The 14,870-nt window shown below is 61.3% G+C and carries 11 protein-coding genes; 9 read left to right on the forward strand and 2 right to left on the reverse strand.

The features are described 5' to 3' along the window. The first annotated feature begins 15 nt into the window (after positions 1-15). The 6 genes from M0D68_RS08190 (at position 16) to M0D68_RS08215 (ending at position 8,274) form a co-directional block, all read left to right on the forward strand. Positions 16-3,117: an AAA family ATPase gene (locus M0D68_RS08190; RefSeq protein ID WP_266224154.1), complete on the forward strand. Its 3,102-nt coding sequence runs from the start codon at positions 16-18 to the stop codon at positions 3,115-3,117. 272 nt (positions 3,118-3,389) lie between these two features. Next, positions 3,390-4,289 (forward strand): LysR family transcriptional regulator, encoded by a 900-nt coding sequence (locus M0D68_RS08195; protein WP_266224155.1) that lies wholly within the window; start codon positions 3,390-3,392, stop codon positions 4,287-4,289. Positions 4,290-4,427: 138 nt separating this feature from the next. Continuing rightward, on the forward strand, positions 4,428-5,102 hold the full coding sequence (locus tag M0D68_RS08200; RefSeq protein ID WP_266224156.1) for a histidine phosphatase family protein: 675 nt from the start codon (positions 4,428-4,430) through the stop codon (positions 5,100-5,102). 22 nt (positions 5,103-5,124) lie between these two features. Next, positions 5,125-6,144 carry a phosphotransferase gene (locus M0D68_RS08205; protein WP_266224157.1) on the forward strand — a complete coding sequence of 340 codons (1,020 nt, stop codon included), beginning with the start codon at positions 5,125-5,127 and terminating at the stop codon, positions 6,142-6,144. Positions 6,145-6,186: 42 nt separating this feature from the next. Beyond that, positions 6,187-6,951: an SDR family oxidoreductase gene (locus M0D68_RS08210; RefSeq protein ID WP_266224158.1), complete on the forward strand. Its 765-nt coding sequence runs from the start codon at positions 6,187-6,189 to the stop codon at positions 6,949-6,951. A gap of 78 nt (positions 6,952-7,029) precedes the next feature. Beyond that, complete coding sequence (locus M0D68_RS08215; protein ID WP_200652269.1) at positions 7,030-8,274, forward strand: acyl-CoA dehydrogenase family protein; 1,245 nt, start codon at positions 7,030-7,032, stop codon at positions 8,272-8,274. Positions 8,275-8,328: 54 nt separating this feature from the next. Here M0D68_RS08215 and M0D68_RS08220 read toward each other — a convergent pair whose 3' ends face one another. Both M0D68_RS08220 and poxB read right to left on the reverse strand, forming a co-directional pair. Beyond that, positions 8,329-9,603: an MFS transporter gene (locus tag M0D68_RS08220; protein WP_093639911.1), complete on the reverse strand. Its 1,275-nt coding sequence runs from the start codon at positions 9,601-9,603 to the stop codon at positions 8,329-8,331. A 51-nt stretch (positions 9,604-9,654) separates the two neighbouring features. Then, on the reverse strand, positions 9,655-11,376 hold the full coding sequence (gene poxB, locus M0D68_RS08225; RefSeq protein ID WP_266224159.1) for a ubiquinone-dependent pyruvate dehydrogenase: 1,722 nt from the start codon (positions 11,374-11,376) through the stop codon (positions 9,655-9,657). Between the two features lie 473 nt (positions 11,377-11,849). On the opposite strand from poxB, the gene M0D68_RS08230 reads away from it, so the two are divergent. From M0D68_RS08230 to M0D68_RS08240, 3 genes are all read left to right on the forward strand, one after another. After that, complete coding sequence (locus M0D68_RS08230; protein WP_093639905.1) at positions 11,850-12,476, forward strand: hydrolase; 627 nt, start codon at positions 11,850-11,852, stop codon at positions 12,474-12,476. A 90-nt stretch (positions 12,477-12,566) separates the two neighbouring features. Next, positions 12,567-14,444 carry an amidohydrolase gene (locus M0D68_RS08235; protein WP_266224160.1) on the forward strand — a complete coding sequence of 626 codons (1,878 nt, stop codon included), beginning with the start codon at positions 12,567-12,569 and terminating at the stop codon, positions 14,442-14,444. Between the two features lie 13 nt (positions 14,445-14,457). Next, positions 14,458-14,859, forward strand: a complete 402-nt coding sequence (locus tag M0D68_RS08240) for a DoxX family protein (RefSeq protein ID WP_093639899.1) — start codon at positions 14,458-14,460, stop codon at positions 14,857-14,859. Positions 14,860-14,870: the final 11 nt, after the last annotated feature.

Below are 14,870 nucleotides of genomic sequence, written 5' to 3' on the forward strand. Positions count from 1 at the left end.
AGGAGCAAGGTTGGCATGAAGGCTCATTCGAGCAGGATATCGTCGGTCAGTTTTGAAGGCTTTCGTCTGGATACGACGAACGAATGTCTTTGGCGGCTGGCTTCCTCCAGCACGGCGCCCGAGCGCATCGACCTGACACGCAAGACCTTCGGCGTGTTGCGGTTTCTGATCGAGAATCGCGGTGCGCTGATTACTCATGACGCGCTGCTCGAAGCCGTGTGGCCTGATGTGCACGTGCAGCCGGAAGTCGTGAAGAGCCACATACAGACGATCCGGGCGCGGCTCGGCGATAGCGCGCAGCGCCCTCGCTACATCGAAACACTGCGTGGACGCGGCTATCGTTTTGTCGCGCCCGTAGAGATTCCTGTCACGGAGCTTGTGCCGGCTGTGAACGGGGAGAGCTTCGGCGGCTTTGCCGGGCGCACGAGCGAATTGCAGCAACTGTGCGCCGCCATGGACCAGGCCCGATGCGGAAACACTCAGGTCGTGGTGGTTACCGGTGAACCGGGCATCGGCAAGACAGCGTTGCTCAGGCAGTTCGTTGCCGCGCAACGGTTCGAACGTGACGACGCGTGGGTTGCCGAAGGGCATTGTGTCGAGGGCTATGGCGGCACGGAGCCGTTTTATCCGGTTCTGCAGGCGCTCGGCCAACTGTGCCAGGGAACCGGCGGCAGCGAAGTCGTGAAAGCGCTGGTGACGCTCGCGCCCACGTGGGCATGGCAGCTCCCGGGCCACGTGGCGAGTCAGGTGCGCGAGTCCCTGCATCGGCAGCTTCCTGGCGCGTCGCGCGAACGCATGCTGCGGGAGATCCGGGGCTTGCTGAGCTCCCTGACGCAGACGCAACCGCTGCTTCTGATATTCGAAGATCTTCATTGGGCCGACTACTCGACCGTCGATTTTCTGGCGGCGCTGGCGCGCCAGCCAGGCGCGCTGCGTCTGATGGTTGTCGTCACTTACCGGCCGGACGAAGCGGCGCTGACCGAACACCCCATCGAGCAACTGCACCACGAGCTTGCACTGAGGGGGCTATGCCGCGAACTGGCGCTGGGTCCATTGCCTCGCGATGCCGTGCTTGCGTGGCTGACAGACCGCGATCACACCGACCCTGCCGAAGAAGAACTGTCTTTTCTCATCGCGCAACGTTGCGGCGGCAATCCATTGTTTATGCGGGCGACGCTTGCCGATCTCGTGGAGCGCGACATGGTCCGCAAAACGGTGACGGGCTGGCGGCCGCTCGCGCCACTCGCCGCGATCGGCGCGGCAGCGCCACACACGATAACCCGGACGCTCGAGGGCAGAATCCGGCGCCTCGGCGCCGACGAACGGAATCTGCTTGAAGCCGCCAGCGTGGCAGGACTCTGCTTTTCATCGGCGACCGTGGCCGAGGCCGCGGGGCTGTCGGCGGAGCAGTTCGACGATCTGTGCGAGGCCCTGGCACGCACTCAACGCTTTATTCAACGTAGCGGCGTAAAGCGCTTCCCCGACGGGGGAACTGCGGCGACGTTCTGTTTCGACCATGCTCTCATTCGTCACGCATTCTATGGGCGTCAAGGGCTGACCCGCCGCTCCCGTTTGCATCGGCAAATCGCGGAACGGCTCGAGGCGATCTACGCTCGCGATCAGCGAGCCGAGGTGGCATACGAGCTCGGACATCATTTCGCCGACGCGCGAGACTGGCTCAAGGCGATCGACTATCTACGCATTGCGCTGCAAACCGCGAAGGTTCGGTTTGCGTATCGCGAGGCGCAGTCGATTCTCGATTTTGCCGCCTCGCTCACCACCAGGTTGCCGGCTGATTTGCGCCCGTTGAAAAGCTTTGAGTTTGCTGAGGCGCGTGCGTCGCTTTACGCAGCGGCGCACGATCCGCGCGCCGAGGCCGCCTGGATCGAACTGGAGGAGCAGGCACGCACGATTGGTCGGCTCGATGCGCAATTGCGCGCCATGCTCGGCCTGGCCTACGTTTTTAGCTGGAGCGACCGGCAACGTTGCATCGAGGTGCTCAACGATGCGCTGACGCTCAGCGCATCGCATCCTGACCTGCGCGTCAGTGCGCTGGTGCGCGTAAGTGCCTACGTACGCCGTATCTGGACCGACGGCTGGTCGCATGCCGATCTGACCGAGTGCGAGACGGCGATGCGTGCGCTGCGCGAGACGGGGGATCCCTTGCTGATCGCCCGGGCGAATATGGAGCACAGCATGCTGTGCATCATTTCCACCCGCTATCGTGAAGCACTCGGCACGGTACGGGCGAATTACCAGATCCTCTTTGAGCATGCGGTGGAACATCCGGGCTTCGACCTCGCGAGAGCGACGTGGATGGTCCGGCTGGGTACGGCGTGGGCTCAACTCTTCCTGGGAGAGTTGGGGCGCTCGATGGAATCGTTCGAGCAGGGCATGGCGTCGTACCACGAGAATGGCGACTATTTTGCGGCTCGCACACTCGAGGTCTATCGGGGTTGGTTGTTCGTGCACACAATGGACTACGAGTCAGTCATTGACATGTACGAACGCTTCGTGCCGGCTTCAAACTCCTCCGATCGAGCGGTCGAAGCCGACGCCGGCGCGCTGCTGCCCGTGCAACACCGTGCGTGCATCGTACTCGCGGGCCTCGCGTATATCGGACTGGAGGACGGCGCGCGCGCCTCGGCGCTATTTGCTGAAGCGCAACGGCAACTGGACGCTACACCCATCATGTTCGACTGGTACTGGCGGCTGGCAATCGAATGGGGTACCGCCGAGGCCGCGATGATGGCGGGCGACCATCGCACCGCGAGATCGCGCGCCGAGGCGTTCCTCAAGCTCGCACTCGCCACCGAAGACCGGACGTGGCAGGCGCTTGCCTGGGACATCGTTGCGCGAGAGGCGCTCGCGAGTGGCGATGCGGTCGTTGCACTCGAACACATCAACGCCGCGTTCGCGGCCACGGAAGGCTTCGAAACCCCGCTGGCGGACTGGCGGCTTCATCGTACGGCGGCGGCGATTCACGAGGCCCGCGGCGACGCCGAACAGGCGGATGTGCAGCAGCGCCATTTCATGTCGGCGCTCGAGCGGCTATCGAATCCCTTGCCGCGTGGTGGTCAGATCGGCCAGCGCCTGCTTGCTCTTTCAACAAGCTGATAGATGCTCCAAGCAAGAGGTGCAAGACATGAGACACGGGGGAGCCATCATGACGCCGATCCCCCCGCTGGGTGATATCGACCAGTAAGGAGTCGATGCAAGATAAGTGGGTCCTCCACCGATTGGCCCCTGTCTGGTTGTCTCTCACTTGCAGGAGTAGACTCGCCGGGGTTGCTCCTTGATACCACGCCGATCGTCGCCAAGCGCCGACAAGTGCATGGTGAACAGGATGGATCGAAAACACAGTTCGAGTGGCATCGGGAAATTTGAAAATGCGTCTGCCAAAGGTTGACCTGAATCTCTTCGTTGTCTTCGAAGCCGTCTACAGAACACGAAACCTGACGCGCGCAGCGGAGATGCTGTTCATTACCCAGCCTGCTGTCAGCAATGCATTGTCGCGGATGCGCAAAACATTCGACGATCAGCTGTTTGTGAGTACGTCGGCCGGCATGATGCCGACGCCCGTTTCGGAAAACATCATCGGCCAGGTTCGTGAGGCGCTGCAGCTGCTCGACTCGAGTACGCACGTCGGCGGACGCTTCGATCCCGGCTCGTCCGAGCGCACGTTCCGGCTCAGCATGACCGACCTCACGGAGGCGCTTCTTCTGCCTGCGCTCGAGGAGGTGCTGCAGCGACTGGCGCCCGGCATCCGCATCGAGAGCTACTTCACGACGCGTAAAGAGGTTCCGGAAGCGCTAGCGAGCGGTGCAGTCAATCTTGCGATCGACGCGCCGCTGATTGACGATCCTTACCTCGAGCAGGAACCGCTCGGCCGCGACCGCTATGCCTGCATGCTGCGTCGCGACCATCCGTTTACGAAGAAGAAGCTGACGATCGACGACTACCTCAGCTTCGGTCACATCCACGTATCCAGCCGCCCCCAGGGATCGGGTCTCGTCGATGGCGAGCTGACCAAGCTCGGCGTCAGGCGATCGATTCAGACGCGGGTCCAACACTATCTGGTGGCCCCGTTGATCGCGATGCGAACCGATCTCGTCCTCACGGCCCCCCTCGTGCTCCTCAAGCGCTATGACGCGCGAATCCTGGAACTGCCGTTCGATCTTCCGGATCTTCAGTCGCATGGCTACTGGCATCGAAGCGTGACGGGGGACCCGGCTCATCGTTGGTTGCGCGAGCAGGTTGGCCGGCTCATGCTGGAAATGAACCAGTAGCGCGGATCTACGGGGCAGGCGAGGGATGTGGGATAGACGCCTGGTGTCACGAAAATCTATAGCCAACTATCACAACAATAAATTTCCTGAATGATGCGGCGCTGGGTATTCTGCTAGCCATGTTGACGCGAGGCTGGCATGGCAGAACTCTATCTTGTACGGCATGGTCAGGCGTCCTTCGGCGCTGACAACTATGACGAGCTATCACCTTCCGGTCGTACCCAATCGAGCTGGCTCGGCGAATACTTCGCGCAGGCGAACTTGCGGTTCGATCGTGTTGTCATCGGCACGATGCAGCGGCATCGGCAAACCGCCGACGCCATTCTCGCCGCAATGGGCGGCCCGCCAATCGAGCTCGCGCAAGACGCGGGTCTGAATGAATACGATTTCGAGGCGTTGTTCGCTGCTCTCGGTGAAGAGGGCCTGCCGTCAAGTTTATCGGCCACCAGTTCAAAAAAGGACTTCTACAAAGGGCTGCGGCACGTGCTTCAGCTCTGGGCCGATGACCGCTTGCCGGGCGCTGTTCCAGAGACATGGCAGCAATTCCAGACACGTGTCCAGCGTGCGCGCAACGACATCCAGCGGGCCGGCGGCAGGCGCGTTCTGGTGGTGAGTTCGGGTGGCCCGATCGCGGTCACTGCCCAGCAGGTTCTACAGGCGCCCGCTGCGAGCGCGATTGCACTGAACCTGCAGATTCGAAACAGCAGTGTTTGCCAATATGTCTTTAACGACGACGCGATGTCGCTCGTTAGCTTCAATTCAGTGCCTCATCTCGAACATGCCGAGAGGCGTGAATTTGTCACCTACGGCTGACCTCAATCCGGATTCCTGCTAGATGAACCACCCCAGTCTCCAGTTCGACATCGACGAACTCACACGTTATCTGACGGTGCACGTGCCCGGGTTTCAAGGACCGATGTCCGTCGAGAAATTTCCCGGCGGCCAATCCAATCCGACGTTTCTTTTGAAGGCGCAAAGCGGAAGCTACGTGCTGAGGCGTCAACCTCCCGGCGATCTGCTCAAGGCCGCGCATGCGGTTGATCGCGAGTTTCGTGTGATATCGGCGCTCGGCCGGACACCGGTTCCCGTTGCTCGCGCGTATCACCTTTGCGAGGACCGCGATGTCATCGGCAGCCTGTTTTACGTCATGAGCTACGAAGACGGGCGAATCTTATGGAACCCGGCGCTGCCCGAAGTATCCGTCGAGGAGCGCGGCGCGATATACGACGCACTGCTCGGAACAATGGCGGCTCTCCACGACGTGGATATCGATGAAGCCGGATTGTCCGACTACGGCCGACCGGGCAACTATTTCGAGCGTCAGATCGACGTCTGGACGAGGCAATATCGCGCCGCGCAAACCGATACGTTGGCGGCCATGGAGTCGCTGATCGAATGGCTGCCTGCCCACTGTCCGGCGGAAACGGGAAAGCCTTCGCTCGTGCACGGCGACTTTCGTATCGACAACATCATCTTCACGCGCGATGCACCTCAAGTCCGCGCTGTTCTCGATTGGGAGCTCTCCACGCTCGGCAATCCGTTGGCTGACATCGCGTACTTCTGCATGTGTTTGCGGCTTCCGCCCGGCAGCCATATCGCCGGACTCGCAGGCTTGAATCGAGGCGCGTTGGGCGTGCCGGATGAGGCGTCGATTGTCGAGCGATATTGCGCGCTGCGGGGCATTTCGTCGATTGAGAACTGGAACTTCTACCTGGCGTTCAGCTTCTTCCGACTCGCCGCGATTGCACAGGGCGTGAAGAAGCGGGCCCTGGGCGGCAACGCATCGAACGAAAAAGCGCGGCAGGTGGGGGAGATGGCCGGAGCGCTTGCGAAGATGGGCATTGACCTGATTTGAAGACAGGCAGGAAATCGGAACGTAGAAATAGGAATACTGATCGTGACTACAAATCTGTTTGACCTGAAAGGAAAGATTGCGCTGGTGACGGGCGCGAGCCGGGGTATCGGCGAAGAGATCGCGAAATTGCTCGCCGAGCAGGGTGCCCACGTGATTGTGTCGAGCCGCAAGCTGGAAGATTGTGAATCCGTTGCAAGCGAAATCAAGGAAGCGGGCGGGAGCGCCGAAGCGTACCCGTGCCACGTGGGGCGTCTCGAGGACATCCACGCGATCTTCCAGCATATTCGGGCACGGCATGGCCGGCTGGACATTCTCGTCAACAACGCGGCGACCAATCCGTATTTTGGCCACATTCTCGATACCGATCTGTCGTCCTTCGAAAAGACGGTGGAAGTCAATCTGCGCGGCTACTTCTTCATGTCCGTCGAGGCGGGCAAGTTGATGCGGGAGAACGGCGGCGGCGCGATCGTCAACACGGCTTCGGTCAATGCATTGCAGCCTGGCGACAGACAGGGCATCTACTCGATCACCAAGGCCGCCGTTGTCAACATGACGCGGGCCTTCGCGAAGGAGTGCGGGCCGTTCGGGATTCGCGTGAATGCGCTGCTTCCCGGACTGACCAAAACCCGCTTTGCAGGGGCGCTGTTCGCAGATCAGGCCACGTACGAGAGCTGGGTGTCGCAGATTCCGCTGCGACGTCATGCGGAACCTCGCGAGATGGCGGGTACCGTGCTGTACCTGGTGTCCGACGCTGCGAGCTATACCAACGGAGAGTGTGTCGTCGTCGACGGTGGACTGACGATCTAGTCATGGGGTCGAGGCACGGTACTGGCCACGTCGTTGGCCGTGCATCGACAACACCAATCAGATTATGGAAGAGTAAAAATGGACTTTGCATACAGCCCGAAAGTCGAAGCGCTGCGTACTCAGGTGCGTGCGTTCATGGACACGCATATCGTTCCGCGCATCCGGCAATGGCACGATGAAGTGAGTGCCGGTCAGTATCCGGTTTCCTTTATGGAGACCTTGAAGGACAAGGCGCGTGAAGAGGGTCTCTGGAACCTGTTCTTGCCGCATCTGCGCGATGACGAGCCCGGTACCCGCCTGACCAATCTCGAGTACGCGCCTCTCGCTGAGATCATGGGCCGGGTGTCGTGGGCGTCCGAGGTGTTCAACTGCAACGCGCCGGACACGGGCAATATGGAATTGCTGCATATGTTTGCCACGCCCGCTCAGCGCGAGAAGTGGCTCAAGCCCCTTCTCGACGGCAAGATCCGTTCGGCGTTCGCGATGACGGAGCCGGCGGTGGCCTCTTCGGACGCGACCAATATCACCACGTCGATTCGTCGCGACGGGGACGACTATGTGATCGACGGCCGCAAGTGGTTCATCACGAATGCAGCCCATCCGAATTGCCAGATCTTCATCGTGATGGGCAAAACGGATCCGGACGCGCCGAGCCACAGTCAGCAGAGCATGATTCTCGTGCCTCGCGACACACCTGGCGTCAAGATGATCCGCAATATCCCGGTGGTCAATCACGTGGCGCCGGAAGGCCACTGCGAGATCGAGTTCAAAGGCGTGCGCGTGCCGCGATCGAATCTGCTCGGTGAAGAGGGCAGCGGCTTTGCACTGGCGCAGGCGCGTCTCGGGCCGGGACGGATTCACCATTGCATGCGCTCGATCGGCGCCGCGGAACTGGCGCTCGAGTTGATGGTGGAGCGGGCCCAGGCGCGCACGGCATTCGGCAAGACGCTGTTTGAACACGGAACAGTCGCCGAGTGGATCGCGAAGTCCAGAATCGAAATCGATCAGGCGAGGCTGTTCGTTCTCAAGGCCGCGTGGATGATCGACAACGTAGGTGCGAAGGACGCGCGCAAGGAGATCTCGATGATCAAGGCGCTCGTGCCGACTGTTCACACCGCCGTATGCGAGCGGGCGATGCAGGTGTTCGGCGCAATGGGGCTGAGCCCCGACACGCCATTGGCCGACAGCTGGACGTGGGGCCGTGCATTGCGCTTCGCCGATGGCCCGGACGAGGTTCACTTGCAGAGCATTGCACGGATGGAACTCAAGACGCAGCCTTATGCACCGGGCAAGGTCAATCCTTACCTGACGCCCTCGGTGTAACGGATAGCGCCAGGTTCAAGGGGCTCCTCCTTGCTGAAGAACCTGGCGTCGCCCTCATGCGTTCGCGCGTCCGCGCGGTCCGGTCTCGCGCATGAATATAGCGAGCACCATGGCAAGCACGATGCCACCGATCAGCCATGAACCGGCTGCCCGGAATGTAGACAGATCCATTGTGCCGCCGTTCGCATGGTGGGCGAGCAGCTTGCCGTACACCGGCGTGAGCAACGCGCTGAATGTGAACACCAGAAAATTGATCGCGCCGCTGGCGCTGCCTTTCACGTTGTCGGGGTTGACTTCCTTGATCACCGTGTAGGGCAGCATCGCCGCACCGGAGCCGATGCCGAGCAGCAGGCCGAGCACATATGGCGGCGCCACGCCGGCCGGCAGATAAAAAATGCCGGCGCCCGACACCAGCATCAGCAGCGCACCGCCGATCAATACCGGCTTGCGGCGGCCCAGACGGTCGGCCAGGTAGCCTAGCAGCGGGCAGCCGATCACCCAGCCGAGCGGCACCATGCTCGCGCGATTGACGGCCTCTCCATAGCTGACGTTGAGACCGCTGTGCAGGAATGGAATGCCCCAGATCATGTCGCCAATCGTAGTCGGCAGGAACAAAAGGCCGGCGCAGAAGCCGCAAAGGTAGGACTGCGGATTCGTGAGTACCTGCTTGTACGGCGCGAACATCTTCAGCCACGAGCCCTGGCTGGCAGGGCTGTTGTCATGGGCTGCCGGCGTCACGAAGAGCACCAGTAGGGCGATCACAAAGATCACGAGGCCGGACAGCCACCAGAACTGCTGCCATGTGATGACGCCGTGAATGAGCGGCGCGACGGCGAACTGACCCGCGGAACCGCCCAGCATACCGAAGCATTGAGTGAAGCCTACCGCCGTCGCAAGAGAGCGTGGCGGAAAGCCGTGCGTGGCGAGATACACCGCGCCGATAAAGCCACACGCCGACCCCGCGCCTTGCAGCAGGCGACCGACCTGCGCCGCCTCCACGCTGCCAAGGCCGAACAGCGCCGCCCCAACAGCCACGAGAACGATGCCGGCCGGAATGACCGCCTTGCCGCCGAGCCGGTCGAGCAGCGCACCGCAAAGAATCGAGAACAGCGCATAGGTGTAGTAGTACAGGCCGACGAGCGCACCCACGCCCAGCGCATCGCGCGCGAACGCCGCACTCAGCTCGGGCACCATCACGCCCGGCGCTGAACGCAGCATGTACTGCATGAAGTAGAACGCGGCACAGAAAAGCCATGCGATGACGAAGCCCATGTGGATGGGCTCGCGTTCGGATGGAGCATCTACAGTGCCGACGATTTTGCTGGACATGGTTCGAATCCCATTGCGTGGATAACGGTCCCTATACGCGTGCGGACTGCATTACCGGAACAGATTGACCTTTGCGAGGTCGATGAGCTGCTGGCCGCGACCGTCCATGACGGCACGAAGCATGAACAGGCCGAAGTGGTAAGCCTGGTCGGCGCTGGTCGAGGGAGGCATCACGAGCTCCTGACGTGCGCTTACTACGTCGACGAGCGCTGGGCCCGGATGGGCGAACGCTTCGCTTAGCGCACCTTCCAGCTCCGCAGGGTGCTCGACGCGTATGCCTTTGATTCCGATCGCATTGGCCATCGCGGCGAAATTCGGATTCTTGAGGTCGCATCCCGTATCGACGAAGCCACTGGCCTTCATCTCCATTTCCACGAAGCCCAGCGTTCCGTTGTTGAGCACCACGACTTTGACCGGCAAGCCTGCCTGAATCAGCGTGAGAAACTCACCCATCATCATGGTGAAGCCGCCGTCGCCCGACATCGAGATCACCTGCCGGTCCCTGAAAGCGGCCTGCGCGCCAATCGAGTGCAGGAGCGAGTTGGCCATCGAGCCATGATTGAACGAACCCACCAGGCGCCGCTTGCCGTTCATCTTCAGATAGCGGGCTGTCCAAGCGATGGGGGTGCCGACGTCGCAGGAGAAGATGGCATCCTCGTCGGCGAGTTCGCTGACGAGCCGGGTCACGTATTGCGGATGAATGGTGCTGCTGCCCGCTTCGGGCTCGGCCAGCGAATCCAGATTCGCGCGAGCCTTGCGATAGTCGTCGAGCGCGCGATTCAGGAAGCTGCTGTCCGTATTCTGCTGAACCATGGGGAGCAGTTCGGTGAGCGTGTCCTTGACCGTTCCCAATACGCCAAGCTCAATTGGGCATCGATTGCCGAGGGCTTCTGGCCTTGTATCGACTTGAGCGATCGTCACCCCCTCTGGATAGAACTGTCGATAGGGAAAATCGGTACCCAACATCAGGAGCATGTCGCAGCTCTTCATCGCGGAGTACCCGGAGGAGAACCCGACAAGGCCTGTCATTCCCACATCGAATGGGTTGTCGTATTCGATGTACTCCTTGCCTCGCAGCGAGTGCACGATCGGCGCTTGCAGCTTGCGGGCGAGTTCAACGACTTCTGCGTGCGAATCCTTGCAACCCGCTCCACAAAGCAAGGTCACGCGCGACGACTGGTTCAACAGAAGGGCGAGTTTCGCGATGTCGGCGTTTGCCGGGCGAATCATCGGAGCGGACGGTGCGCTCCAGCTCGGCACAGGTTTTGTGAGCGGGCCGAGCGCCACGTTGCCGGGTATCACGACAACAGCGACGCCTTTGCGCGCAACGGCCGTCCGGATCGCACGGCCCAGAATCTGCGGCAGTTGGTCGGGATGGGTGACGAGCTCGACGTAATGACTGCATTCCTTGAACAGCACTTCGGGATGAGTCGACTGAAAATAGTCGATGCCGATTTCCGAACTGGGAATATGCGCAGCGATAGCGAGCACAGGAACGCCGCTGCGTTGGCAGTCGAACAGGCCGTTGATCAGGTGCAGGTTCCCCGGGCCGCAACTCCCGCAACAGACTGCGAGTTGTCCTGTGAGATGCGCTTCGGCTCCCGCGGCGAAAGCCGCGCTTTCTTCATGCCGCATGTGAACCCATTCGATGGAACCTTCGCGACGCAAGGAATCCGTGAAGCCATTCAGCGAATCGCCCACCACGCCGAACACACGCTTCACGCCCGCATTGACCAGTGCACCAACCATGTAGTCGGCAGCAATCGTTGCCATTTCATATCTCCATAGATTAAGAATTCGCGGCCCATCGGATGCTTATGGGGAGGTAAAAGAAGCGCATTCCGCGTGAGTGCGTCGTCCTTTGGCGCAGGACGAATGAAGACCCGTTCGCCACGCGATATGTTCGATAGTAGCCGGCCGGTCCTAAGACGACCATTACATGAATCTGGAACATCGTGGCGAGGCAATTCTTGCTCCGCGCCGGCTGAGCAATGAGATCAGGTATCCGAACTTACTGTGGACTACCGCGCTACATAAATATGTAATGTCGCGGCAAGGTGCGAAGCTATACCTTCTCGTCGTGCCATCGCGGCATCGTGAAACTCACGCTCAAGCTTCGCCGGGAAGCCGTTCGCATCCGCCTCGCCGATGCAACATCGACTCGACCTATCCACTAACCGGACGCTGACACGGTGGCCTTCGTGCAACCGTGCGGGTCCTCGCATTCTCGAAAATTGGAGCTACTCATGGCCCATGAACTGTTGACGCCCGACACGTGCGCGCTCGCGCTTATCGATCATCAGCCGCAGATGTTCTTCGGCACGCACTCGCACGAACGCACCACCATCCTTCACAACATTCAGATCCTCGCGAAGACCGCGAAGCTCTTCAAGGTGCCGACCGTTCTGACGACGGTCGCCGCCGATACCTTCAGTGGCCAACTGCTGCCGGAAGTGCAATCGGTGTTTCCGCAGATCAAACCGATCGATCGCACGTCGATGAATTCGTGGGAAGACAAGGGCTTTCGCGACGCGATCAAGGCGACGGGCCGCAAGAAGATCGTGATCGCGGGCTTGTGGACAGAAGTGTGCGTCGCTTTCCCGAGCGTGCAGATGCTGGCTGAAGGCTTCGAGATCTATGTGCCGACGGACGCCTGCGGCGATATCACTGGGGAGGCCCATGAGCGTGCCGTGCAGCGCGTCATCCAGGCAGGCGCGGTGCCGCTGACCTCGGTGCAGTTCATGTGCGAACTGCAACGTGACTGGGCGCGCGGCGAAACGTACGAAGGCTGCATGGAGATTTTCAAGGCGCATACCTCGTATGGCATCGGCGTGCGCTACGCGAAGCAGATTCTTGGCGGGCACGCGAGCTAGGCGAACTGATTGCCTCACGCCATTTTTCACGCGCGACGCGTTTGTCGGCGCGCGTGAAACGCGTCTGACCAACCATCACGGAGAGCGACGATGACCGCACCGATTCAGCCCAGCCGCATTGCGGACCTGGTGATCTATAACGGCAAGATTGCGACGCAGGACGACAAGCGTTCGTTCGTGACGGCGCTCGCCATCGCGAAGGGCGAGATCGTTGCGAGCGGCAACGACCACGACATGATGCAATGGGCGAACGAGTCGACGCGCCGCGTCGATCTGAAGGGACGCACGGTCGTTCCCGGGCTCAACGATTCGCATCTTCACATCATTCGCGGCGGTTTGAATTTCAATCTCGAACTGCGCTGGGATGGCGTGCCCTCGCTGCGCGACGCGCTAGAGATGCTGCGCGCGCAGGTTGCACGCACGCCTGCGCCGCAATGGGTGCGTGTTATCGGTGGATGGAACGAATTCCAGTTCGCGGAGAAGCGGGGCCCGACGCTTGAGGAGATCAACGCGATCGCGCCGGACACGCCCGTCTTCATCCTGCATCTCTACGACAGCGCGCTGCTGAACGCTGCCGCGCTGCGTGCGGTCGGCTATGACCGCGATACGCCGAATCCGCCGGGCGGCGAAATCCAGCACGACCGCCGCGGCAATCCGACCGGCATGCTGATCGCGCGTCCGAATGCGGGTCTGCTGTACGCGACGCTCGCAAAAGGACCGAAGCTGCCGCTCGACGACCAGTTGAATTCGTCGCGCCAGTTCATGCGTGAGCTCAACCGCCTGGGCGTGACGAGCGCGATCGACGCAGGCGGTGGCTACCAGTCTTATCCCGACGACTACGCCGTCATCATGGAACTCGCGAAGCGTAACGAGCTGACCGTGCGAATTGCGTACAACCTGTTCACGCAGAACGCGAAGCAGGAAATCGAAGATTTCGCGAGATGGGTCAAAGTCACCAAACCTGGTGACGGCGACGATTTCCTGAAGATGAATGGCGCCGGCGAAATGCTCGTGTTCTCCGGCGCGGACTTTGAAGATTTTCTGGAGCCGCGTCCGGACCTTCCGGACGTGATGGAAAGCGAACTCGAAGCCGTCGTGCGGCTGCTCGTGCAAAACCGCTGGCCGTTCCGGCTGCATGCCACTTACGACGAATCGATCGAACGCTTCCTCAACGTGTTCGAGCGTGTCAACCAGGACACGCCGTTTAACGGCCTGCGCTGGTTTTTCGACCACTGCGAAACCATTTCGGCGCGCAATATCGACCGCATTGCCGCGCTGGGCGGCGGCATCGCCGTCCAGCACCGGATGGCCTATCAGGGCGAATACTTCATTTCCCGCTACGGCGCCGAAGCCGCGGCGCATACGCCGCCTGTGCGCAAGATGCTCGCGGCCGGGTTGCCGGTCGGCGCGGGGACGGACGCAACGCGCGTCGCGAGCTTCAATCCGTTCGTGTCGCTGTACTGGCTTGTTTCGGGGCGCACGGTGGGCGGCACGCTGATGTACGCCGCGCAGGCCCGGCTGGATCGCATGGAGGCGCTGCGCCGTTATACGGTGGGTAGCGCATGGTTCTCGAACGAAGAGACGAAGAAGGGCGCGCTCGTGCCTGGCCAGCTAGCCGATTTCGCGGTGTTGAGCGACGACTACTTCACGATGGAAGAAGACGGCATCAAGCATCTGAGCTCGGTGCTGACGGCGGTCAATGGGCGGATTGTCTACGCGGCCGAAGAGTTCGAAACGTTTGACCCGCCTGCGCTGCCCGTTAGCCCCACGTGGTCGCCCGTCGCGGAGTACGGCGGCTATGCGCGCTATCGTCCTGCGGTGCCGCTCGTGCAGTCGTGCAATGACGCATGCGTGAACCTGTGCGGTGTGCATCGTCACGCGCATGCGTGGGCATGGCGCAGCAACGTACCCGCAGGCGACGCGAACGCGTTCTGGGGCGCGCTCGGTTGCAGTTGTTTCGCGTTCTAGGAGCAGGCAGGCGATGAAGCGTTTTCTCACTTTCGATGTGGCGCTGCTGTTTCTGCGCGTCACCGCGAGCGTGCTCGTGCTGCTCGTGCATGGACTGCCGAAGGCAATCCACTACACGAGTCAGCTCGAGGCGATCGAAGACCCGTTTCATCTCGGCAAGACGCTGACATTAGGCTGTGCGATCTTCGCGGAGGTCGTGTGCCCGCTGCTGATGATCGCGGGCATCGCGACGCGGCTTGCCGCGCTGCCGATTATGGTGGTCTGCGTGGTCGCGCTGGGTTTCGTGCATCGCGAATGGACGTTGGGCCAGGCGCAATTCGCATGGATGCTGCTGATCATGTTCGGAACCATCGCGATCGGCGGTGCGGGACGCTACCGGATTGCGCTGCCGCGGTTCGTGCAACGGCAAGCCTGAGCGCACGGCGC

It is taken from the genome of Paraburkholderia sp. SEWSISQ10-3 4 (genome assembly GCF_030464785.1).
In the GTDB taxonomy this organism is placed as follows: Bacteria; Pseudomonadota; Gammaproteobacteria; order Burkholderiales; family Burkholderiaceae; genus Paraburkholderia; species Paraburkholderia aspalathi.

What these genes read in the sequence shown, in the direction of transcription:
- M0D68_RS08190 (WP_266224154.1), top strand. Translation starts at nt 16, where the DNA reads ATGAAGGCTCATTCGAGCAGGATATCGTCGGTCAGTTTTGAAGGCTTT.
- M0D68_RS08195 (WP_266224155.1), top strand. Translation starts at nt 3,390, where the DNA reads ATGCGTCTGCCAAAGGTTGACCTGAATCTCTTCGTTGTCTTCGAAGCC.
- M0D68_RS08200 (WP_266224156.1), top strand. Translation starts at nt 4,428, where the DNA reads ATGGCAGAACTCTATCTTGTACGGCATGGTCAGGCGTCCTTCGGCGCT.
- M0D68_RS08205 (WP_266224157.1), top strand. Translation starts at nt 5,125, where the DNA reads ATGAACCACCCCAGTCTCCAGTTCGACATCGACGAACTCACACGTTAT.
- M0D68_RS08215 (WP_200652269.1), top strand. Translation starts at nt 7,030, where the DNA reads ATGGACTTTGCATACAGCCCGAAAGTCGAAGCGCTGCGTACTCAGGTG.
- M0D68_RS08220 (WP_093639911.1), bottom strand. Translation starts at nt 9,603, where the DNA reads ATGTCCAGCAAAATCGTCGGCACTGTAGATGCTCCATCCGAACGCGAG.
- poxB (WP_266224159.1), bottom strand. Translation starts at nt 11,376, where the DNA reads ATGGCAACGATTGCTGCCGACTACATGGTTGGTGCACTGGTCAATGCG.
- M0D68_RS08230 (WP_093639905.1), top strand. Translation starts at nt 11,850, where the DNA reads ATGGCCCATGAACTGTTGACGCCCGACACGTGCGCGCTCGCGCTTATC.
- M0D68_RS08235 (WP_266224160.1), top strand. Translation starts at nt 12,567, where the DNA reads ATGACCGCACCGATTCAGCCCAGCCGCATTGCGGACCTGGTGATCTAT.
- M0D68_RS08240 (WP_093639899.1), top strand. Translation starts at nt 14,458, where the DNA reads ATGAAGCGTTTTCTCACTTTCGATGTGGCGCTGCTGTTTCTGCGCGTC.